The sequence below is a fragment of the Sulfobacillus harzensis genome (genome assembly GCF_012933365.1).
In the GTDB taxonomy this organism is placed as follows: Bacteria; Bacillota; Sulfobacillia; order Sulfobacillales; family Sulfobacillaceae; genus Sulfobacillus_B; species Sulfobacillus_B harzensis.
Genome location: NZ_JABBVZ010000033.1, coordinates 1 through 20,824 on the forward strand (window position 1 = coordinate 1; position 20,824 = coordinate 20,824).

Consider the following 20,824-nt stretch of genomic DNA (forward strand, 5'->3'; position numbering starts at 1 on the left):
CAGAACGTTGGAAAGGGCATCATCAAGGGGGAGCACTTATCCACAGCCGTGATTTGTCCAGTTATGAAAAACCCTCATTGGTGAAAAGCACGACGTTCAGGGACATCAGTCCGAGTAGCCTTGGGGGTTACGGGCAATGCCGTTCTTGGGCTACTTCTCGAATTGCGGAGGCTGTCCGCTGATGCGCTCGGCCAATATCTTGCCGTTTCGGTTAAGGATGAATGTAAAAGTGGCGGAATGCCGGATGCCCCATCGCTCTGATAGCGTTACCGTCGCGACAGCTTCGGCCCGCAGGGGGGCGGGGACGATCGCCAAATTCAAGGGCACCCGATCCGTGATGCCCGTCGAGCAGGATCCGGCGACGCCGCTTCCGGGTATTTCGGCGCCGCCCCAGGGAATGTTGCAAGGCTGTTCGCCTGGTGTCCGCGGGAATTTCGTCAGGCGGATGGCGCGCCCAACCTGATGCCAGAATACGGTCGGCATAGGGATGGCCGTTGATGCAACTGATTTTGATGGACCACAGCCGGCGACGATTAGGGCCATGGTTATCGCCGATAGTATGGCGGAGATTCGCTTGGCCTGAATCAAAGGGACCACCCCCTCTCTCCAAGGTCCGAACGCCTGGAATCTTTGAAGTGTTTCATGGCAAGGGTTGAGCAAGCTGCCTTACCGCGCCATCGGCGTCGAGCCATCATCTACCCCGGGGAGCCGGAAGACCGGGTCCTCAGATTAGCCGTCTACGTGCAGGAATGATTGGCAGGACCTACACCGAACCGAATGTCTGGGTTCATCTCCTCACATAGTCCGGAAGGCACGACTGGGTGGCGGATCTCAACCGCAGGCTGACATTAGGGTCCTAGGGCGCGCGACTGGCTACGGCTCATGGGTTGAGAAAAATGTCGCCACCTGCAGCATGAACCACCAGCACACCACGTGTGACCGTGGACTGAGGACCAATGGCCGCGGTGATTGGACCGCTCACGCTATTGGCGGACGCGAGGGGCGAAAACCCGGAGGAGAGATTGCCGCCGGCGGCGGTTAGACGGACAACGGTACGCACTGTCGGGTTGCCCGTCACATGGATGTCGCCGCCAGTGCTGGAAATGAACGACGACGGTGACCAAGGGCCGGTCATGACGATGTTCCCGCCTTGCGATTCTAACTTCACGTCGGCCGGCGGCTTGGACCAGCTGACGGATATGGTCCCACCCTGACTCTGGGCTATCAACGATCTGGTGATGAGGTGCGTGCCATCCAGATTGCCGCCCGTGGATTCCAGCGAAACGCGGCGGTACATGCCCTCGGCACTCAAGTTTCCGCCAGCCGTCGCTCCATTCAATGATGCGGTGGTGGGAACACGGAGGTGCAGATATGCCTTTCCCGAAGTATTGATGTGGGGTGGCAGGTGGACCTGGATAATCCAGGATCTACGATGCACGATGGTGACCCGGCCACGCTTGGGCAATTGATAGGTGAGGCTTAGAGTCTTTCCCACAGCCGAGGTAACCGCCACATTCACGCCCCCGCCAGATACCGTTATGTGCGGATCGCTTCCCACGACGCGGGTGATGTGCCGAACTGCCCCAACGGCCACGGTGGCGGGTCCAATGGGGATGGTTGCCTGTCCGCAACCTGCCATGAAAATCGGAACGGCGCCAAGAATCATCCAGGGTTTTTGCAGAAGAATGGCTAATCCCTCCATCGCCTCTCGTCCAGCACGGAGGCGTTTCTTTTAGAGTTAGAGGATCCTAGGGGTGAAAAAGTCACAGGTGGGGGGAGGTTTCTCGGGGCCTGGTAGGGGGTGGAAGCGCGGCGCGTCTCTTGGGCGGGAGGCCCGCTTGCGCGCCACGAGGGGCAAATTGCCATCGCCATGCTTCTCGATCGGTTGCCGGGTTTGCACATGGTCGACACTTTGCCATGGTGGTGCGATGCAAGGCTCTCTCAGTGGGTTGAACCGGAGGGCAAACCGGTGATCGGAGCGTCGTTGGGCTGTGCAGGTTACGGCAGGTGCAGTGCCAGTCGAACCAGCAGCAGGGTCCCGAGCGCGGTGACCAAGAGATAGACGTAGCGGTGAAACTTTGTGGCAGGGATGCGTTGTTGCAATCGGGTTCCAACGACGAGGGCCAGCGCGATGGCCGGAAGCGACCACAAATAGAGACGTCCCATCGTCGGGCTCCACATGCCGCTCAGACCTTGTCCAGCGACAATCAGCGTACCGGCGATGAGAAAGTAAGCCTGTAGCGTGCTGCGAAAATTGCGAGGCTGCCAGCGACGAAACGACCCGTAAATTGCCACGGGGATACCCGTAAAGTTGTAGGCACTGCCAAATACACCCGAGGCGAAGCCCAACAGCACGCCCCAACGGGGGGATGCGATGGTGGCCGCTGCGTCGTCAGACGCCAGCCGCGCACGAGACAAAGAAAACGTGCCGTAGACAATCAGCGCCGCCCCGAGCAATCCCGTAACGATCTTTGGCGACACGGAGGTCACCATCCAGAGACCGACCGGGATTCCCAAAAGAGCCGCAAGAACCACCGATCCTAGCTCCCGACGATGGATGTGCTGCCAACCTGTGGTGACGGTAACGGCTGCGACCGTCAAGCTGACTAGTCCCATCAACGCTACGGCGGTCGGCAAATGAAGGGGCAGCAATGCCAAGAGCGGCATGCTCACCACCGCTTCCCCGAACCCAAAAATGGTCCGTGTGAGAGCGCCCAGGAAAACGGTCAACGTTATGGCAAGAATAATGACTAGAGACACGCGATTTCCTCTCAGACCGGAATACTCTTATTTTAGCTCATCGCCCCTTCGCCGCGTCTTCTCTTGGCGATGGTGCAGGCGATGGCCACGGGTGCCGTGTAGGATCAAAATTGCGACAAACGCCACGGACATGCAAGCATAGCGTTTCGTCGCATATTTATGTTCCGTGTCCATCCTTAAGGAGCAGAAAGGAGCCTTTGATGGAAATTAGCGGCCGCAAAATCATTGCCGCCACGCCCTCCGTCTGCTATCACCTGCTAACGGACCCGGATACGTTGGTTGACACCATGCCCGGCTTAACCCGCATGGAGTCCGAGGGCGAGAACCGCTATGTGGTGGAGCTGGTGATGGGAGTTCCCGCCTTGCGGGGACGATATCGTGGCGTGATGGCGATTGAGGATGCCGTGGAGAATCAGGCATATCGGTTGCTGCTAGAGGGAGAGGGGCCGTTGGGGACCATCCGCATGGAATTAGCCGTACACTTCGAGTCTGTTGACAAGGGTACCGAAGTCACCTATCAAGGGGTGGCGACCATGGGCTCAAGTCAAGCCGGGGTGGCCCAGAAAATTCTCTCAGGGGCCACGACGCTCCTCATGAACCAATTCTTCAACAATATTGCCAAGGCCGCCAAAAAAGCGGGATAGCGCGGCATGCGCGGCCAACGGAGCGTCTCGGCATTAGTCGGATTGCTCCACGGTTCGAAGGGCTGCTTGGAGATATCGGTAAATCTTGAGGGCGAGATGGATATTTAAGCGCCGCGGTGAGGCGAGGAGATCCTCGCCTAAAATATCGCTTAGCACCTTGATTCTGGCATAGAGCGTTTGGCGATGGATCCCCAGGACTTGGCTGGCACGGGTTTTGGAATCCGGATAGCTGAACAGGGCGTCCAGGGTCTCGATAAGCTTGTCGCGGTCCGCTCGCACCAAAATCGGACCGAGCTCGGGGTCCACCATGAGCGTTTTCAACTGGTCAATGGGCGTGGCCAGGATCCATCGCCAAACCCCCATCTCGTTGTAGGCGACTGGGGACAAGTCGGTCAAGCGCGCGACAATTGCTGCATCATTGGCTTCTTCGAGCGCGCGCGGCAAGCTGAAAGGGTCGCTGTGAAAGCACGAGGATCCCGTCGGCACGGCGTCCCAGTCGGGCGAGGCAAGAAGGCGCGTGACCACTGGGCGCGGGCCGGCTACCACCCAGATGTGCCGGTCTTGATGGGTGACGTGCCCAACGTGAAGGCTCGCATTCTTCCTCATTTGCGAGAGGGGACCTCCAGCACCCGCTCTGACCACCACGCCGTACCCGGTCTTGGGCGTGAGCGCAAAACGCGTGCGGAAGCGCTGGAAGGATGCGGCGGACGGTGCCGCGTCCCACAGCAAATGTTCCAATAAGGCGGCATCTTCCTGCCGGTGGATGCGATCCAGGCCTTCGGTACGGATGTGGTCTTGGGCCAGCGCTGCGGCGGTCCGATCCATGGCCAAATACACGTGCTCGTCCACCGTCTCTCCAGGACAAGCTACTAACAGGTCGCCGGTCGGTTGGCTGAAGACGGTCACGGTTTGCCAGACCACCTGATTATTTAGGCGACGTGCACCAATCGCCAGGGCGGATGGCAGGGGCGGCATCGGACCCGCGGGAAATCCCTCGCTGAGGGCGGGTGGCTTGGCGCTATCGCGTGGCCAATAGGCCGTGGGGAAGCCGAGGGACTTCGCTAATAGATCCACCAGCCGGTCCGGTCCTTCTGTGTTGAGAAGCGCATGGCGGATTCCGAGCGACAAGCTCTCCAAGTCGTCCATCAGTCGGTGATGACGGCTGATAACCAGACTGTTGATATCCTGAGATAAATCGAGAAACCGCACGGGGGCGGGAAAGACAATAATGGGGAAGTCGCGCCGATTGGCCAAAAGAACCCAATCCTTGGGGACAGCCTTCCAATAGCTCCCCAGTTCCACCACCAAGCCGGCGGCCCCAGCGTCAATGAGCCCGGCCAAATAGGCGGTGCGCTGACTTTTCGACGATAGACCGACTCCGGTCGCCAGCACCAGTTCGCCGCCCTGCAAATAGTGCCCAATATCAGGGATCTCGCCGACATGGACCCAACTGATGGGCCGGCTGAGGCTTTCTTTTCCGGCCGCCACTAAGGCTCTCTGAAAGACCGGGCGCCGCAAAACATCCTGAATGGTAATCATCGGCATTCCTTACAAAGTGTCTAATAATTGTTCTAAAAATCATACTGAATGGCGCGGGAAAAGGGAAGACGGCGCGATTATAATCACGGGCAAGAGATTGAGGAGGTGGCATGATGAGCGACGTGACAGGGCGGCAACGGGAATATTTGGCGCCCGGAGTGTCGACATATTACACGGATCCCTTGGTATTGACGCGAGGGGACGGTCGGCGGGTAACGGATGACATGGGCCGGTCGTATCTGGATTTCTTTGGTGGCATTTTAACGGTGTCCATTGGTCATGCTCATCCGGCAGTGACCGCCGCGGTGAGCGAGCAAGCAGCCCGGTTGGTGCACACCTCAACGCTTTATGTGACGGAGCCGATGGTGGACCTGGCGGAACGGCTGGCAGCCATCACGCCGGGAAAACTCAAGAAGAGCTTCTTTACCACCAGCGGCACCGAGGCAAATGAAACCGCTATTACCATGGCGCAGCTGGCAACCGGCAACCAAGAGGTGGTGACCTTGCGCCACAGCTATTCGGGACGCTCGCAGGTGGGGATGGGACTCACCGGACAGGCTAATTGGAAGCTGGCCGGTTCCGGCATGAGTCTGCCCATTCGGCAAGCTCATAACGCCTATTGCTATCGCTGTCCGTTTCAAAAAACGCCGGACACCTGTGGCCTTGAATGCGCCAAAGATCTAGACGACTTTATCCGCACCAGCACCTCAGGACGTCTGGCCGCCTTTCTGGCCGAACCCATTCAGGGCGTCGGCGGCTTCATTACACCGCCCCCGGCCTTTTTCCAGGAAACGGTGGCCATCGCTCGCAAGTACGGGGCGCTTTTTATCGACGACGAGGTGCAGACCGGCTTCGGGCGGACAGGCAAAGCCTTTGGCATTGACCACTACGGCGTCCACCCCGACCTCATGACCTTCGCCAAAGGACTCGCCAACGGCCTTCCCATTGGCGCGACGATAGCGACTGACGAGGTGGCCAACGCCTATCAAGGCCCCACCATCTCTACTTTCGGGGGTAATCCGCTGTCCATGCGGGCTGCGTTGGCGACGCTGGATGTGATGGAGCGGGAGAACCTCACCGAAGCCGCGCGTATCCGGGGTAATCAACTGCGTCAGGGATTAGAGGATCTCTCCGATCGGTTCCCAATTCTAGGCGATGTGCGCGGCAAGGGATTGATGCAGGGCCTTGAGATTGTTCTAAAGGACAAGAAGCCAGCCCCCGACCTAGCTGCCGAACTGCTGGAGGAAGCCCAAAAACGAGGCCTTCTGGTTGGCAAGGGCGGACTGTACGGGAACGTCATTCGGATTGCCCCGCCCCTGACCGTTACCGCCAATGAAGTAACCGAGGCTCTCGAGGTCCTCGGTGAGACGTTGCAATCCCTGTATGGAACACACAGCGAGTTGGCAGCAGTGCCCTCAACTCGCATTCAATACCAGGACTAGGAGGGATGCTTCATGGCCAAGCATATCGCGCACAGTATTGCCAGTGAGGCGGTCGAGCCGCACGCGAGCGAATGGGATCAGGTGTACAATCCTGCGACTGGTGAGGTGCTAGGGGATGTTCCCCTCGACGACTTTGGGGCGGTGGACCAGGCCGTCAAAACGGCCGCGGAAGCCTTCGCCGAGTGGTCCGGCACCTCCATCTTGGAGCGGGCTCGCTGCATGTTCCGCTATCGCGACCTCTTGGAAAGGCATCATCAGGAACTGGCGGAGATGGTGACTCGCGAGCACGGGAAAATTTTGTCCGACGCCTATAACGAGGTGGGCCGCGGCATCGAGGTGGTGGAGCTGGCCGCGGGCGCCCCGAGCATACTCAAAGGCGAGATTTTGCCAGGCGTGGCCACGGGAGTTGAAGTGTTCATGCTCCGGGTGCCCTTGGGCGTTGTGACCGGGATTACGCCCTTTAACTTTCCGGCCATGATTCCCTTGTGGATGATCCCGCCGGCCATTGTGTCGGGCAACACCTTCATCTTGAAACCATCGGAGCGCACGCCGCTTACGTCGCTTCGACTGCTGGAGCTTTTAACAGAAGCTGGCGTTCCTAAGGGGGTTGTCAATGTTGTGCATGGGGGTCGGTTAGTGGTTGACCGACTCCTCAGCCATCCCGTCGTTCGCGCGGTGTCGTTCGTGGGATCCGAGCCCGTGGCTAAACACGTCTATCAAACGGCAGCCGCCTACGGGAAGCGCGTGCAGGCATTAGGCGGGGCCAAGAATTTTCATGTAGTGATGCCCGATGCCAATCGTGGGCGCACCATTGACGCATTGACCAGCTCCGCTTTTGGTTCGGCCGGTGAACGCTGTCTGGCTGGGGCGGTGGTCATTGCGGTCGGGGAAGCGGGGGATTGGCTGACGGAGGCGATGGCCCAGCGGGCAGAATCCTTGGCCGTTGGGGAGGGAACCGCGGCTTCGGTTGAGATGGGTCCACTCATTCGCGCCGCGCACCGCGACCGGGTTGTTCGTTACATTGAGCGCGGGCAACGCGAAGGCGCCCGGCTCGTGTACGATGGACGCCGCCATCCGGTGCCTGCCCAGGGTTTCTTTTTGGGTCCCAGCTTGTTCGATGACGTGCATCCGGAGATGAGTATTGCCCAAGAGGAAATTTTTGGACCGGTGCTAAGTGTGATGCGGCAACCGAATCTTCCGGCGGCCGTCGAGGTGGCCAACCGCTCGCGTTTCGGCAACACCGCCACCATTTATACCCAGTCTGGCGCTGCCGCCCAGTATTTCCGCGACCACATCGAGGCGGGAATGGTGGGTGTCAACATTGGCGTCGCGGCCCCCGTGGCCTGGTTCCCTTTCGCGGGTTGGAAGGATTCGTTCTATGGAGACCTCCACGCCACCGGGACGGATGCATTTCTCTTCTACACGGAGCGGCGGGTCACCACCACTCGTTGGTAAGGAGAGGATTGTGAGTCAAGGGTTGTGGACAGATGGCACGGGAAAAGTGGCAAAATCACCCGACCACGAGAATCCTTAAACCAGTTTGTTGGTAGCCTACCATATGATGGGCTGCCGGTCCGCCTCCGTGGCGGACCGGGAACTGGGAGGATTACAGATTGTCCGTTCGGAACCCTTCAGGGATTGTCGTTGCCATAACGCTGGTGGCAGGCCTTGTGGACGCACTCGGATATTTCCGCCTGGGTCACGTGTTCATAGCCAACATGACGGGAAATTTGGTGCTGTTGTCGATTGCCTTGGCTCGCGGCCATCTAGCGCAAGCCATGCGTTCGACCTATTGTCTTTGTGGATTTGCGCTGGGTGCGATTTTTGCCTCCTGGCCCCTGGGGCTTTCTTTCAGCAAGCGTTCCGTGCTTATCGGGCTGGGTTTGGAATTCTTTTCACTGGTGTTTTTGAGTGGGCTTGTCCTCATGGGACGCGACATCGCGGCGATTGTGGTGGGAAGCTTCGGGATGGGGGTGCAAAGCCGATTGGCGAAGCATCTTCATGTCGCGGGAGCCATCACCACGGTGGTGACCAGTACCTTGACGCAAATGATGGACGACCTGCTGATGGGGTTCAGGGGGCAGGGTTGGCCGCGAGGGGCGGCGGTGCGTCTGGCGCTTTTTTTCGCCTATGCGATTGGGGCGATGGTTGCGGCGCTCGGACGTCGGCATCCTACGCGGGTGGTGCTGCTGTCGGTGGTGGTATTGGCTGGGCTGAGCCTCTGGGTCGCCGTGAGCCGGGCGTCAGCGGAACCCCGTTAAGGGTAAGGGCGATGGCGAGCGATTCGGATTTTCGTCATATTGAACCGCCAAAACAAATAAGTTAAAATGTTTAACAAAGATGTTCCAAAATTTAGGGGGAATCGGAGTGCGACCATTGACTGCATCGGCTCCGACCATGAAGCGGCTCAACCTTGCTGCCATCCTTTCCGTCATTCGCCAGGCCGGTCCCTTGCCGCGCACCGAAATTGCGGAACGAACGGGATTGACCAAGGCCACCGTCACTAATCTGGTGGGCAACTTGATTGCCGAGGGATTGGTGATGGAAGAACTTCCGGGTCGCTCCACGGGAGGTCGCCGCCCAGTACCCGTGGCCCTGAACCCGAGATCGCGGTTTGTTATTGGTGTGGATGTGGGCATTCACGAGGTCCGTGTGGGCGCGACGGATTTGAATGCCGCGCCCATCGTGCGGCAGGTATTTCCCTTAAAGCGTTTGACCAGCCCCGATCAGTTCCTCGCCATTCTAGGCGACGGCGTGGATACGGTTTTGCAGCATATGTTGAGCGTCGAAGGCATGACGCTTGATCAGTGGCTGGGTGTAGGAATTGGGATGCATGGGATAGTCGATGCTGAGGCCGGGACGGCCATCTTTGCGCCCAACTTCGGATTGCACAACATTCCTATCCGGGAGACGCTGCAAGAGCGATTTAAGGCTCCGGTCTTCGTGGACAACGATGTACGGGCCATGGCTGCCGGGGAACGCTGGTTTGGCTCTCCAGGCGCGGGATCCGACTTTTTGTTCGTCAACGTGGGGTTAGGGGTCGGTGCAGCCGTCGTGGTACGGGGGGAAACGTTGACGGGGGCCTCGGGAAGTGCCGGTGAAATAGGCCACACGGTGGTGGAGCCCAATGGGCGACCATGCGCCTGCGGCAAGAAGGGCTGTCTGGAGACGGTGGCGTCAGGTCCGTCTATTGCCCGCCGTGGGGTGGAAGCGGTGCGGGGCGGCATACCGAGCCTCATCCCGGAGGTGGCCGGGGGCGATCTCGACAGTGTGACCGCCTATACCATCTATCAGGCGGCCAGTGCCGGAGATAGTCTGGCGCGCTCGTTGTTTAACGCGGCCGGCACGCATCTCGGCAACACCATCGGCCAACTGGTCAACGCGTTGGATCCGGACGCCGTCATTATTGGGGGTGGGGTCAGTGGAGCCGGAATATACTTTTGGCATCCGCTGGTTCAGCGGGTGCGGCAAGTTGCTGTCGAAACGGCCGGCGCCCACTTGCGGGTGATGCCGAGCACGGTCTCCGATGCCACGCTGATTGGGGCTGCCACCATGGTGCTGCATTCCTTGTTTTCCCCGAAATTTTAACACTGCTGGTTGAGACTCAAGAGAGGACGAGACAATGGCTGAAATACGCTACAACCCGTTGTTGGACGAATGGGTGATGGTGGCTGCCAACCGACAAAAGCGGCCCGCCATGGAAGGGGCCCAATGCCCATTTTGTCCGGGGTCGGGACAGGTTCCCGAGGACTATCAGGTTCTGTCATATGCCAATGATTTCCCGGTATTATCGATTCATCCCACCATGCCTGAGTCTGGATTGGAAGCATGGCGTCAAGTTCGCCCCGCGTATGGCGTCTGTGAGGTTGTTTTATATTCGCCCGATCATTACGCGTCGTTGCCTGAACTCCCCGTGAGCCAGATCGAGAAACTTATCGATCTGTGGGTGTCGCGGGTTAGGGACTTGCGGCAGGATCCGCAGATCCGGTACATTTTCTTGTTTGAGAACCGGGGAGCGGAAGTGGGGGCAACCATGGAACACCCGCATGGGCAACTCTATGCCTATCCTTTCGTGCCGACGGTCGTGCAGCGGGAATTGGACGCCAGCCACCGCTATCATCAAGAACACGGCCATTGTTTGGTGTGCGACTTAAACGACCAAGAGGGCAACGGGCCTCGGCAGGTAGCCGAGACAGAACATATGGTGAGCTATATTCCGTATTTTACCGAGTATCCCTTTGGTGCCTTCGTGGCTCCGCGAGCACATAAGAGCTCGCTCTTAGATCTGGATCAAGTCGAGCGCCAGGAACTCGCCTGGATGCTGAAGGCGGTGTCATCCGGGTTGGACCGCGTTTACCAAAAACCCATGCCGTACATGATGGCTCTGCATCAGGCCCCGGTCAACACCTCATTTAAGGCTCATGCCTATCATTTTCATGTCGAGTTCTACCCGCTTTTGTACGCCCCAAACAAAATCAAATATCGCGCGTCCTCGGAGGTCGGAGCTGGCGTGGCTGCCAACCCCGCTTCGGTGGAGGAGACCGCGCCGCTTCTTCGCCGCGCCATTCAAGACGCCAGGAGGGACGGGCAATGGTAACCGCAGTGCAATCTAGGATTGGGGAAATTACGGATTGGTTTGGGGGGAGCCTCGAGGGAGTGCGGTGGTTTTTTGCCCCAGGACGCGTCAACTTGATTGGGGAGCACCTCGACTACAACGGGGGACGCGTTCTGCCGGCGGCGCTCGAATTAGGGGTTTGGCTCTTGGCCCGCCCGCGCGCTGATGCAGCCTTCCGATTTGCCTCGAGCGCCTTTCCCGAAGAGATTGAGGTCAAAGATGGAGATCTTGGCTATCGGCCGGAACACGGATTTGCCAATTACCCCAAGGGAGTGCTCTGGGTTTTGCGTGAGCAGGGATGGCAAATCCCCGGCATGGACTTCCTCTTCTTTAGTAACCTGCCCAGTGGGGCGGGGCTCTCGAGTTCGGCCGCCGTCGAGGTGGTGACGGGATTTGCGCTGGCAGCCATTCTCCGACGCCCTCTGACCCCGCAGGGATTGGCGCGGATGGCGCAACGGGCGGAAAATGATTATGTCGGGGTGCAGTGCGGCATTATGGACCAGTTTGCCGTCACCGCCGGGCGTGAGAATGCTGCGGTGCTTCTAGATTGCGAGCGCCTGACCTTTGAATACGTGCCGTTAGATCTGGGCGCCTACCGGCTAATTATTATCAATTCCAACAAGGAGCGTAAGCTGGCCGAGTCGCGCTACAATTTGCGGCGCGAGGAGTGTCAGGAGGCTTTGGCGATCTTGCGGCAACGGGACAAGTCGGTGCTGTCGCTGGCTACCCTGAGTCCTGATCTGTGGGAGGCCTATCGTCCGCTCATCGACCGTGCCGTGTTGCGCCGACGCGTCGATCACGTGGTGAGTGAAAACGCTCGGGTAAAAGAAGCCGTGCGGCTGCTCAGAATGGGCGATTTGCCCGGATTTGCCCTTCTGTTGAATTTGTCTCATGAATCCTTGCGGGATTTTTATGAAGTGACTGGACCTGAATTGGACGCTTTGGTGGAAGCCGCCCAGCAAGCGCCAGGCTGTCTTGGGGCGCGGATGACAGGGGCGGGATTTGGCGGATGTGCGTTGGCCTTAGTAAAGGCGGACCAGGCAAGCGCCTTTGAAGAGGCGGTGCAAGAGCGCTATCGCACGGCCGTTGGCCGTGAAGCAAGCTTTTATGTGAGCGCAGCCGGCAATGGGGTGCGCGAGGTCACGGAGGAGGTACAGAGCTGATGCGGTCGGGAGTTAGGGGAGAAACCCGCTATTTAGGCGAAGACGCGGTTACCCTGCAATTTGGCCGGTACGAGGCGGTGGTTCTGCCCCGCTGGGGTGGGAATGTGGTTGCCTTTCGCCGACCGGACGCGGGGTGGTCATTTCTTCGAGAGCCCGAGAGTTTCGAACGCTTTTCCGAACATCCGGGGGTGTATGGCATCCCCATACTTTTCCCACCCAATCGCTATGCGGACGGCACCTTTACGCTCTTTGGACGCACCTATCAATTTCCCATCAACGAGCCAGCCCGGCACAACTTTATCCACGGATTCCTCAATCAGCTGCCGTGGAAGGTGCTGGGCCGGGGATTCACGCGACGGGCCGCTTACGTGGTGCTGACGCATGCCGTTGATGTCGGTCATCCCTTTTACACCTATTTCCCGCACCGCTTTCAGCTGACGCTTGCGTATACGCTGTCGGCCGCCGGGTTGTCGCAATGGGTTCGGGTTCGTAATCGGAGCCCGGAGCCCATGCCGGTCATGCTGGGCTTTCACACCGCATTTTCTTTTCCCTTCAATCCCGGGAGTGCCATCGAGGATTGCCGGTTGTCAGTGGATATTGGACAACGGCTGGAATTAGACGACCGAGCGCTTCCCACCGGCGCCGTTCTGCCCTTGGATCGCGTCGAACAGGCGTTCAAAGCCGAGGGAGCGAATCCGATGGTCGAGTCCTTCGACAACCACTACACGGTCGCCCATCCCGGCCAGGTCAACCAGGCTTCGATTCGGGATGCGAACATTGGGGTGTCGCTAATTTATCGCGTCGATCCGCGTTTTCGGTATTGGATGGTCTGGAATGATGGCGCACGGGGGCGGTTTGTGTGTGTCGAACCGCAGACCAACATGGTAAATGCGCCGAATCTCCCTAATCCGGAGGCCCTTGGGGTTGTGAGGCTCGACCCGGGCCAGCGCCTGCACACCCACAGCGCAATTCTCATTCGAAAAAAGAGCCAGGTTTGACGAGCATAGTAAAAATATTTTACAAAGTTCTTGTACCTGAGGAATTGTTTGGTTTATCATCCAGATGAGACTCAGCGCTTTGTCGCGGAATCTCATAGAGCTTTATGCTGAAATTCACGTAGAAATTGCTTGTCTTTGACAGGAGGCAATGATGAATCGGAAGCAGATAGCGCTCGGGGCCGCAGGACTCTTGTCCGTGGCCGTGGTGGCGGCCGGATGTGGCTCGTCCTCGAGTACCGGCAAAGTGTCTAGTCCCTCGTCGAACACCGTCGACATTTTCAGCTGGTGGACAGGCACTGCCAGCAGCAAGGCGCTCAATACCTTTTTTGAGGCCTTTAAGGCCCAATATCCCAACGTCAAAGTGGTGAATGACGCTGTGGCGGGAGGGGCTGGTTCCAACGCCAAGGCCGTCTTGGCCAGCCGCATGAATGCCGGCAAGCCCCCCTCAACCTTCCAAGTGCACGTGGGCAACGGGTCACTGAAGTCCTGGGTGGAAGCGGGCAAGCTGCAGCCGCTCAACTCGCTCTTTAAACAGCAGGGCTGGTACAGCGACTATCCCAAGTCGCTGTTGAACCTCGCGATGTTCAACGGAAAGATTTACGCCGTGCCGGTGGACATGCAGCGCGCCAACGTTCTCTGGTACAACACCAAGATTTTCAAGCAATATAATCTCACGCCGCCGACCTCCTGGTCGCAGTTCATTAGTGAGGCCAAGATTCTGAAGCAGCACGGCATCACGCCGCTCGCAGTGGCTAACCATGGCAACTGGGAGACGACCTTGCTGTGGAGCGACATTCTCTTGGGCACAGTCGGCTATAAGAATTACGACGCCATTCTAGACGGGAAAATTCCGCTGAACAGCGCTGGCGTCAAGCAAGCTTCGGAGACCTATCTCGAGGTGATGAAGTACACCAACTCCAATGCGTCGTCGCTGCACTGGGCGCAAGCGGACCAAATGGTGGCGCAAGGCCAGGCAGCCATGAACGTGATGGGTGACTGGGCGGCAGGATACTTCACCACTACGGCGGGACTGACGCCCGGCCAGCAGTTCGGATGGGCGCCAACGCCCGGCACCAAGGGCGTTTTCGCCGCGGTTTCCGACGCCTTTGGTCTGCCGACCGGATTGACCGGGACGGCAAAGACCAACGCTATCGACTTTTTGAAGGTGCTGGGATCGAACGCGGGTCAGGCAAAGTTCAACCCCCTGAAGGGCACTTTCTCGCCGCGGTTGGATGCCAATCCGGCGCAATATAATGCTTACTCGAAGTCGGCGATGAAATCGTACAAGAAGGATCCGCTGGTCTTGATTCCGGGCCAAGGGGCCTTGAACCCCGGCTTCACCACGGCCCTGGAAAATGCCATGAGCCAATTCACCGCCAGTGGCAACGTGAACCAGTTTGTTCAGGCGCTTCAGAGCGCAGCCAGTGCCAATCCGTTGAACTAACGGAGAGTGCGGAAAAACGGGGGTTCAGGCGGCATTGCCGTCTGAACCCGCCGCTGTCATGGAGGGTTTTAAATGAGTACCATTGAACCGTCAGCGGCGGTCGAACCAGGTCTCGAAAAGCCGGTTAAGCGTCGGCGGCGGTTGTCGCGGGACAAAGCGTGGGCCGTCATTACGCTTATTCCCACTTTGATTTTGCTCGGCGTGTTCGTGTACGCCTTCATCTTTTGGACCGGATGGGTTTCCCTATCCAAGTGGAATTCCTTCATCGTAAACATGTCGTACAATGGTCTGGCGAATTTTCGGGCCATTTTTTCCTCGTATCGCTTTCAGTCAGATTTACGCAACATGGTGTATTTCACGATCGGGTTTGTTCTTCTATGTCTTGTCGTCGGGATGTTTTTGGCGGTGCTGCTGGACCAAAAGATTAAGCTGGAAGGCGTTTTTCGCAGCATTTATCTCTATCCCATGGCGGTCTCGGCAGCCGCAACGGGTGTGGTGTGGGACTGGCTGCTCAACCCCCAGACCGGCATTAACCTCATTTTGCAGCATTTTGGCATCCACAAGCTTCCCCAGTGGTATTTGTCGCCGCGATTTACGCCCAGCGGGTTCCACCTGTTCTCCATCAACGGGGGGCTTCCGGTGGCGTTTTTGGCCGTCCTCATCGCTACGGTGTGGGAGTGGTGCGGGTTTACCATGGCGCTTTATCTGGCCGGCCTTCGGGCCATACCCGAGGAAATTAAAGAGGCGGCGGTGATTGATGGGGCGGGTCCCTGGCGCACCTTCTTCTCGGTAATCTTGCCGCAGTTGCGCTCCGTAACCGTGACTGCCATCATCCTGCTGATGGCCTCGTCGCTTAAAGTTTTCGACTTGCTCTATGCCATGACCGGACCCGGCCCCAACTTCATCACCGACTTGCCGGCACTCAACATGTTTGACACCACCTTTAACGCGGACGCCTTTGCGCAAGGGGCAGCCATCGCCATTGTGCTGTTGGTTTTGGTGCTAATCTTCGTGGTGCCGTATCTGATTTCGACACTCAGAAGGGAGGCGAGAGGATGACCGCCAAACGCATTGCGGGTCGCACCGTCCTCTATGTGGTGCTGACCTTCTTCTTGGTTATTTTCCTGCTCCCGGTTTACATGCTGGTGGTCACCAGTCTGAAGCACAATGCCGCCGTGAGCCTCTCGCACATGTGGTCCTTGCCGCATCCCATTGCCTTCTCCGGCTTGGCCCAAGCATGGCACGTGGTATCGCCGGACCTCTTAAACAGTGTCTATCTGGCGGTTCCGGTCACCATCATCGCCTCGTTTATCGGTGCGATTAACGGCTATGCCTTGTCCAAGTGGAAGTTTCGCGGCGCCAACATTGTCTATTTCATCATTCTCTTGGGCATGTTCATCCCGTATCAGTCCACCTTGATTCCTTTGGTTAAGGTGTTGGCCGCCATTCACCTGTTCGGGAGCATTCCCGGATTAGCGCTGGCGCACATTGTCTACGGGCTTCCCATTATGACCCTAATTTTCCGCAACTTTTTCGCCGAGATCCCGCAAGACATCTTGGAGTCGGCGCAAATTGATGGACAGGGCTATTGGGGGATTTTCTGGTACATCATGCTGCCGTTGTCGGTGTCGGGATTTGTGGTGGCCTGCATTTGGGAGTTTACCCAGGTGTGGAACGACTTTCTCTTCGGAGTCAGCATCACCTTGCCGCCTTGGCAGCCGGTGACGGTGGCCATCGTGAATCTGTCGGGCAGTCAGCATATCCAGTGGAACGTGCTGATGGCCGCCACGTTGATTGCCTCATTGCCCACCTTGCTGGTGTATTTCATTGCCGGCCGCTATTTCGTGCGGGGCTTGTTGGCTGGATCAGTCAAGGGTTAGGGATAGGCGTCAGCGCTGATAGGGAAGGCGCCAGCCCATGGGTCGGGCGCCTTCGTTTATCAGGGCACGCGCGCACACACCACTATCGCGATGATACTCCCGGGTCTGCCGACGTATGCGCGAGGGGGGGCTCTTGACCTGGACTATCCCTGATTATCAGCCCGGAAGACATATCCATGTCCCGGCGTGCTAAAGCGCCTTGCAGCGTGGCGAGGCGCTTTAGGGATTTCATTTTCAATGGAGGGTTTGCACGATATTGAGAATAACCACCACAACCATAAAGAGGACGTAGAGACGCAGACCCCAAATAAGGCTCTTTAGGCCCGATCCGAGCGGTCGTAGGCTCAGCCCTTCGATGTGGGCAGCGGACTCGCGGTACTCGGCCACGGCGGCTTCGAACAACTCTGTGTCATCAACCCGCTCGATCGCGCTCGGAGACAACTCGGCGTCCATCATGACCTTCACACTCCTTTCTTACTTAAAGGTGGAATCCCGGGAAAATGACGGTGATCGCGTAGAGGACGCCCGCAAGCGACACAAAGACCCCGACGCCAATCCCCAGAATATTTAGCAGCCAGGTATTGCGATGCGAGCCCATGACGTCGCGGTCATTCGCCAAGATGAGCAGAAACCCGATGGCGGGAGGCATGGTGAGGACGGCGACCACATTCACAATGATCACCACTAGTTCCAACGGAAACCCCGGCAACAAGACCACAGCGCCGCTGAAGACAGCCACGAGCAAGAGCACGCCGTAGAAACTTCGGGCATCGCGAAATGACCGATTGAGACTATGGGCACGGCGAGTGACCTCCCCAAAGGCGTAGGCCGAGGAGGTGGAAATGGTGATGGCTGCTACCAAGCCGGCTTCTAAGATACCCATGGCGAAAAGTGTGGATCCGATGCGGCCGGCGTAGGGGCGGAGCGCTTGCGCGAATTGGGCGGCGCCGTATTGGGCCGCGTTCATGTGGTGGAGGAACAAGGGGGACGTGGCGATAATCGCCGCCATGGCGGCCACAGCCGCCAGCAACGCCCCAAGTGCCGTATCGAAACGCCCGTGACGAATATTTTTCACCGACAACCCCTTGTCAGACACGGCGCCCTGTTGGAAAAACAACATCCACGGGGTGATGGTGGCGCCGATATCGGCCAAGAGAATCACGATGGTGTTGTTTGTGATGCCGCCCGGCAGTGGCCCCCATGTAACTATCGCATGCGCCACCTGTCCCCATGGTGGGTGAACGAGAAAGGCGACCGGAATGAAAATCAGATTGCACAGGGCAAAGGCCAGCGTGATCCGCTCCCACCGCCAATAGCGGCGGAAGAGCGTGGTCACGACGATAAGGCATAAGGCGCCCGCGACGGCGACCCAGGCGGGGATGCCAAAGAACCCAGCTCCCGCCACCACGCCGACAAACTCGGTAATGAGGGTCATCACGTTAGTGAGCAGCAAGTCGATCATGGCGAAATTGCCCCAGAACCGCCCGAATCGCCGATAAATGAGATCGGCGTGACCGGTCTTGGAGACGGCACCCAGGCGGACCGTGATTTCTTGGGCGACGAACGCCATCGCGAATGTGAGTACCACAAACGGCAGGAAGAATCCGACGCCGAATTGTGAGCCTGTGGCGGAATACGACAACATGGACGGTGCATCATTCTCACCCAGCATGACAAGAATACCGGGCCCGACGAGCAGCCACAACAGGCGCCACCGGTTTTGACGATGCTGTGCTTTCAACACGCGAACTTGGTCGCGCGCACGGTTCCTCTCTTCTTCGGTCATCTGTGTGGCCATACGGTTCCCTCCCAAGTCAGCACGGGCTTCACTTGTTAGCCCTAGGCAAGATCACGATATCCAGGTGTTGCCCGGTCAGTGAGTTGTCCCGGCGTGTGGAAAAAAATTCCACGACGAGCCTGAGGGTTGATCCGATTTTGGACGGTGGGAGATGACCATTCCGCCGATGCACCCCTCCAGGCCAAGGTTCGTATGATGCCGTAGCCAAGTGAGACCGAGGCAACTTCGTTAGAACGGGTTCACAAAGTCCACATCGGCTCACAATGAGGGGAGCCTGACCAGGAGGGGATTCGCATGGAACCGGGAGTACTCTGGGAGTCACTTCCCGAAGAGCAGGCCGAGGCATGGCACGGCGGCGGTAGTGCGACGTTACGCCAAATGGTTTTTGGTATGAACGACGGCTTGGTGGCAACGGTTGGCCTTGTGGCAGGGCTAATTTTCGCCGGGTCGTCCCGTGGCGTCGTGCTGGGAAGCAGTTTAGCTGCCATTATTGCTGCGGCGGTGTCTTCGATGGTGCTGGGGTCATACCTTTCGACACGGGTCGAAGTGGGCTATCACGAGGTGCAAGTCCGCCGAGAACAACGGGCGATCGCGGAACCGCCGCACGAAGAGTTGCAGGAGATGCGACGCCTATATCAGAGCTGCGGCATGTCTGACCTAGAGGTTGCGATGATTCGATCGCACCTACAACGCGACAAGACCCTGTGGCTCCGGCTCATGTTGCGCGATGAATTGGGTATTGTTCCCGAATCCTTCGAGAGCCCGTGGAGGAATGCTGGATTGATGGCATTAGCAGTAGCCGCAGGGTCCCTTCCACCCGTTCTACCGGTGATATTCGGCCAAAATCCGAGGCACGCCTTAGTGTGGGTGGTCATGTTCTCGGTACTGACAGCGTTGGGCTTAGGATCGGCAACGGCTCGCAGCACAGGAAGACGCTGGTGGCGATCGGCCATCTCGTTTCTGGCGGTGGCCTCCATCGCCGCGGCGATCGGAATGGGAGCGGGAAGTCTCATTGCTCCGCTCTTTGCCTGAGTTGTAACGTTTCGTAGCAGGGGGGCCTGCCTACCCGGCTCTGTCCTCGTTCTGGCCGAGGACCTTGCACGTGGGTTCGGTTGTCAATGCTTGAGTTCACCGTTGTCTTGCTGTCGACTGCACGAGGTCCGAGACCGGTTGCTAAGGACCAGAGCAAAGCCTCCGCTTTCGGGGAAGGGGAGGCTTTGTTTTGTCGAATTAGCTGTTCTCGTCCACTAATTGGCGATCCCCGCCATATTGGATGCGGTCGGATGCGCAGCGGGGACAGGTGGACGCCTTATTGCCCGCCGGCAACAGAAATATCTGATCGCAATCAAAGCATTTATACTCGCTCCACTTGGCCATTGGAACCCCTCCAGGGATTGCGGATTTGAAGAATATCATAAATCTTTATGCGAGCCTTGGGTTAGCTTCTCAAAATATTTCCGTTAACCGGTCATGGTCTGCGGGGCCCGCACCGCCACGACCCGGGCTGTGGCCACCACTTGCTCGCCCGCGGCGACCTGGCTGACCACCACCGCTTTTTTTACGCTGATCTCCTCAATGCGACCGCGAACCTGAAGACGCACGCCCATCGGGGTGGGCTTGAGATACTCCACGTGCAGGGAGGCGGTTACGCAGCGGGGAACCGGGGCGCCGTCCCCCGGTTCATGGCCTTCCTGGCGATAGAGCGCGAGTGCTGCCGAACCGGTGCTGTGGCAATCGACAAGCGAGGCCAAAAGACCTCCGTAGACAAATCCGGGAATGGCGGTATGTTCTGGGCGCGGGAGATATTCGGTCACCGTTTCCTCGCCATCCCAGCGGGTTTCAAAGTGATGGCCGGAGGCATTGTTGGTGCCGCAGCCATAACACCAGGAAAAGTCGTCATGATAGTAGTGCTGAATGGGGAGAGAAGGCTCGGTCATGCACCGTCATCCTTTCTCATGAAATGGGATCCTACATCCACTATACTGCCTGACGCGTCATTGCGGGAACAGGTGCAGCGATATCGAGTCCGCCACCCGGGCTTTTTCGGGCCAATGGCCTGGCAATCCCAGCCCAAGCGGCGATAGAAGGCGATGGCGTCGTCGTCGGTTTCTAAGACCAGTTGCTCGACGTCCGGGTGGCGGGACCAGGCTGCTTGGATGAGTTGACGGCCAAGACCACGGCCGCGCCATGGAGAGTGGATGGCGATATGCGTGATCTCCGCGGAGCGACCAGGTTGGCGATGAAAGCCGATGACCCCGACCGGACCCCGGGGCGTCTCCCATACCCAAAGCGTATCCTCGGGATCGGTTAAATAGCGGCGTCCCCATTCAGACACGGCGCTCCATCGGCCCATGGCATCCATTAAGAGAGGCAGCGCCTCCTCCCATTGATGGGGGCTCGTGACGAGTGTGAGCATCGTTTGACCTCCCAGCATCCTTCTCCATGATAGCGTTCAGGAGGAACAATGTGGGCGCGGGCGTTCGTCGGTGCGGTATGCCATAATAGAGCTGACTGAGGAGCATAGGTCGTATCTCGGAGCTC

21 protein-coding genes are annotated in these 20,824 nt (G+C 58.3%); 12 read left to right on the plus strand and 9 right to left on the minus strand.

Features of this window, described 5'->3' with window-relative positions; all coding sequences use genetic code 11:
* Positions 1–150 precede the first annotated feature (150 nt).
* The 3 genes from HIJ39_RS10900 to HIJ39_RS10910 all read right to left on the minus strand — a co-directional run bounded on the left by HIJ39_RS10900 (position 151) and on the right by HIJ39_RS10910 (position 2,760).
* Positions 151–588 carry a hypothetical protein gene (locus HIJ39_RS10900; protein ID WP_169099580.1) on the minus strand — a complete coding sequence of 146 codons (438 nt, stop codon included), beginning with the start codon at positions 586–588 and terminating at the stop codon, positions 151–153.
* 292 nt (positions 589–880) lie between these two features.
* Positions 881–1,702 carry a DUF4097 family beta strand repeat-containing protein gene (locus tag HIJ39_RS10905; protein WP_169099582.1) on the minus strand — a complete coding sequence of 274 codons (822 nt, stop codon included), beginning with the start codon at positions 1,700–1,702 and terminating at the stop codon, positions 881–883.
* Between the two features lie 296 nt (positions 1,703–1,998).
* Complete coding sequence (locus tag HIJ39_RS10910; RefSeq protein WP_169099584.1) at positions 1,999–2,760, minus strand: TSUP family transporter; 762 nt, start codon at positions 2,758–2,760, stop codon at positions 1,999–2,001.
* Positions 2,761–2,960: 200 nt separating this feature from the next.
* Between HIJ39_RS10910 and HIJ39_RS10915 the strand changes: the two genes are divergently transcribed.
* Positions 2,961–3,404: an SRPBCC domain-containing protein gene (locus tag HIJ39_RS10915; protein ID WP_169099586.1), complete on the plus strand. Its 444-nt coding sequence runs from the start codon at positions 2,961–2,963 to the stop codon at positions 3,402–3,404.
* 33 nt (positions 3,405–3,437) lie between these two features.
* On the opposite strand, the gene HIJ39_RS10920 is transcribed toward HIJ39_RS10915, so the two are convergent.
* Positions 3,438–4,943 carry a PucR family transcriptional regulator gene (locus tag HIJ39_RS10920; RefSeq protein ID WP_169099588.1) on the minus strand — a complete coding sequence of 502 codons (1,506 nt, stop codon included), beginning with the start codon at positions 4,941–4,943 and terminating at the stop codon, positions 3,438–3,440.
* 113 nt (positions 4,944–5,056) lie between these two features.
* On the opposite strand from HIJ39_RS10920, the gene HIJ39_RS10925 reads away from it, so the two are divergent.
* The 10 genes from HIJ39_RS10925 (at position 5,057) to HIJ39_RS10970 (ending at position 16,485) form a co-directional block, all read left to right on the plus strand.
* Positions 5,057–6,385, plus strand: coding sequence for an aspartate aminotransferase family protein (locus HIJ39_RS10925; RefSeq protein ID WP_169099590.1), 1,329 nt, complete (start codon positions 5,057–5,059; stop codon positions 6,383–6,385).
* Positions 6,386–6,397: 12 nt separating this feature from the next.
* On the plus strand, positions 6,398–7,840 hold the full coding sequence (locus tag HIJ39_RS10930) for a CoA-acylating methylmalonate-semialdehyde dehydrogenase (RefSeq protein WP_169099591.1): 1,443 nt from the start codon (positions 6,398–6,400) through the stop codon (positions 7,838–7,840).
* A gap of 158 nt (positions 7,841–7,998) precedes the next feature.
* A complete protein-coding gene (locus tag HIJ39_RS10935; protein ID WP_169099593.1) occupies positions 7,999–8,646 on the plus strand; it encodes a YoaK family protein in 648 nt (215 codons plus the stop codon).
* A 106-nt stretch (positions 8,647–8,752) separates the two neighbouring features.
* Positions 8,753–9,973, plus strand: coding sequence for an ROK family protein (locus HIJ39_RS10940; RefSeq protein WP_169099595.1), 1,221 nt, complete (start codon positions 8,753–8,755; stop codon positions 9,971–9,973).
* A gap of 34 nt (positions 9,974–10,007) precedes the next feature.
* The gene (gene galT / locus HIJ39_RS10945; RefSeq protein ID WP_169099597.1) at positions 10,008–10,982 is read left to right on the plus strand and encodes a galactose-1-phosphate uridylyltransferase; all 975 of its coding nucleotides are present in this window, start codon (positions 10,008–10,010) and stop codon (positions 10,980–10,982) included.
* The gene (locus HIJ39_RS10950) at positions 10,976–12,163 is read left to right on the plus strand and encodes a galactokinase (RefSeq protein WP_169099599.1); all 1,188 of its coding nucleotides are present in this window, start codon (positions 10,976–10,978) and stop codon (positions 12,161–12,163) included. Before galT ends, HIJ39_RS10950 begins: the two co-directional genes overlap by 7 nt.
* Positions 12,163–13,161, plus strand: a complete 999-nt coding sequence (locus HIJ39_RS10955; protein ID WP_169099601.1) for an aldose 1-epimerase — start codon at positions 12,163–12,165, stop codon at positions 13,159–13,161. Before HIJ39_RS10950 ends, HIJ39_RS10955 begins: the two co-directional genes overlap by 1 nt.
* Positions 13,162–13,309: 148 nt before the next feature.
* Positions 13,310–14,605: an ABC transporter substrate-binding protein gene (locus HIJ39_RS10960; protein ID WP_169099603.1), complete on the plus strand. Its 1,296-nt coding sequence runs from the start codon at positions 13,310–13,312 to the stop codon at positions 14,603–14,605.
* Between the two features lie 72 nt (positions 14,606–14,677).
* Positions 14,678–15,664 (plus strand): carbohydrate ABC transporter permease, encoded by a 987-nt coding sequence (locus HIJ39_RS10965; RefSeq protein WP_169099605.1) that lies wholly within the window; start codon positions 14,678–14,680, stop codon positions 15,662–15,664.
* A complete protein-coding gene (locus HIJ39_RS10970; RefSeq protein WP_169099607.1) occupies positions 15,661–16,485 on the plus strand; it encodes a carbohydrate ABC transporter permease in 825 nt (274 codons plus the stop codon). Before HIJ39_RS10965 ends, HIJ39_RS10970 begins: the two co-directional genes overlap by 4 nt.
* Positions 16,486–16,719: 234 nt before the next feature.
* On the opposite strand, the gene HIJ39_RS10975 is transcribed toward HIJ39_RS10970, so the two are convergent.
* Together HIJ39_RS10975 and HIJ39_RS10980 are read right to left on the minus strand one after the other, a co-directional pair.
* Positions 16,720–16,941 (minus strand): hypothetical protein, encoded by a 222-nt coding sequence (locus HIJ39_RS10975; RefSeq protein WP_243239558.1) that lies wholly within the window; start codon positions 16,939–16,941, stop codon positions 16,720–16,722.
* A gap of 22 nt (positions 16,942–16,963) precedes the next feature.
* Positions 16,964–18,283 (minus strand): NRAMP family divalent metal transporter, encoded by a 1,320-nt coding sequence (locus tag HIJ39_RS10980; protein WP_169099608.1) that lies wholly within the window; start codon positions 18,281–18,283, stop codon positions 16,964–16,966.
* A gap of 294 nt (positions 18,284–18,577) precedes the next feature.
* Between HIJ39_RS10980 and HIJ39_RS10985 the strand changes: the two genes are divergently transcribed.
* A complete protein-coding gene (locus tag HIJ39_RS10985; RefSeq protein ID WP_169099610.1) occupies positions 18,578–19,315 on the plus strand; it encodes a VIT1/CCC1 transporter family protein in 738 nt (245 codons plus the stop codon).
* 198 nt (positions 19,316–19,513) lie between these two features.
* Here HIJ39_RS10985 and HIJ39_RS10990 read toward each other — a convergent pair whose 3' ends face one another.
* From HIJ39_RS10990 to HIJ39_RS11000, 3 genes are all read right to left on the minus strand, one after another.
* Positions 19,514–19,660 carry a hypothetical protein gene (locus HIJ39_RS10990; protein ID WP_169099612.1) on the minus strand — a complete coding sequence of 49 codons (147 nt, stop codon included), beginning with the start codon at positions 19,658–19,660 and terminating at the stop codon, positions 19,514–19,516.
* An 83-nt stretch (positions 19,661–19,743) separates the two neighbouring features.
* Complete coding sequence (locus tag HIJ39_RS10995) at positions 19,744–20,220, minus strand: PaaI family thioesterase (protein ID WP_169099614.1); 477 nt, start codon at positions 20,218–20,220, stop codon at positions 19,744–19,746.
* On the minus strand, positions 20,217–20,699 hold the full coding sequence (locus HIJ39_RS11000) for a GNAT family N-acetyltransferase (protein WP_169099616.1): 483 nt from the start codon (positions 20,697–20,699) through the stop codon (positions 20,217–20,219). The genes HIJ39_RS10995 and HIJ39_RS11000 overlap by 4 nt, the downstream gene beginning before the upstream one ends.
* Positions 20,700–20,824: the final 125 nt, after the last annotated feature.

Bases quoted from the DNA above. Each gene is read 5' to 3' on its own strand.
- HIJ39_RS10905 (WP_169099582.1), bottom strand. From the start codon at position 1,702: ATGGAGGGATTAGCCATTCTTCTGCAAAAACCCTGGATGATTCTTGGC.
- HIJ39_RS10915 (WP_169099586.1), top strand. From the start codon at position 2,961: ATGGAAATTAGCGGCCGCAAAATCATTGCCGCCACGCCCTCCGTCTGC.
- HIJ39_RS10920 (WP_169099588.1), bottom strand. From the start codon at position 4,943: ATGATTACCATTCAGGATGTTTTGCGGCGCCCGGTCTTTCAGAGAGCC.
- HIJ39_RS10925 (WP_169099590.1), top strand. From the start codon at position 5,057: ATGAGCGACGTGACAGGGCGGCAACGGGAATATTTGGCGCCCGGAGTG.
- HIJ39_RS10930 (WP_169099591.1), top strand. From the start codon at position 6,398: ATGGCCAAGCATATCGCGCACAGTATTGCCAGTGAGGCGGTCGAGCCG.
- galT (WP_169099597.1), top strand. From the start codon at position 10,008: ATGGCTGAAATACGCTACAACCCGTTGTTGGACGAATGGGTGATGGTG.
- HIJ39_RS10950 (WP_169099599.1), top strand. From the start codon at position 10,976: ATGGTAACCGCAGTGCAATCTAGGATTGGGGAAATTACGGATTGGTTT.
- HIJ39_RS10955 (WP_169099601.1), top strand. From the start codon at position 12,163: ATGCGGTCGGGAGTTAGGGGAGAAACCCGCTATTTAGGCGAAGACGCG.
- HIJ39_RS10960 (WP_169099603.1), top strand. From the start codon at position 13,310: ATGATGAATCGGAAGCAGATAGCGCTCGGGGCCGCAGGACTCTTGTCC.
- HIJ39_RS10965 (WP_169099605.1), top strand. From the start codon at position 14,678: ATGAGTACCATTGAACCGTCAGCGGCGGTCGAACCAGGTCTCGAAAAG.
- HIJ39_RS10970 (WP_169099607.1), top strand. From the start codon at position 15,661: ATGACCGCCAAACGCATTGCGGGTCGCACCGTCCTCTATGTGGTGCTG.
- HIJ39_RS10975 (WP_243239558.1), bottom strand. From the start codon at position 16,941: ATGATGGACGCCGAGTTGTCTCCGAGCGCGATCGAGCGGGTTGATGAC.
- HIJ39_RS10980 (WP_169099608.1), bottom strand. From the start codon at position 18,283: ATGGCCACACAGATGACCGAAGAAGAGAGGAACCGTGCGCGCGACCAA.
- HIJ39_RS10985 (WP_169099610.1), top strand. From the start codon at position 18,578: ATGGAACCGGGAGTACTCTGGGAGTCACTTCCCGAAGAGCAGGCCGAG.
- HIJ39_RS10990 (WP_169099612.1), bottom strand. From the start codon at position 19,660: ATGGCCAAGTGGAGCGAGTATAAATGCTTTGATTGCGATCAGATATTT.
- HIJ39_RS10995 (WP_169099614.1), bottom strand. From the start codon at position 20,220: ATGACCGAGCCTTCTCTCCCCATTCAGCACTACTATCATGACGACTTT.
- HIJ39_RS11000 (WP_169099616.1), bottom strand. From the start codon at position 20,699: ATGCTCACACTCGTCACGAGCCCCCATCAATGGGAGGAGGCGCTGCCT.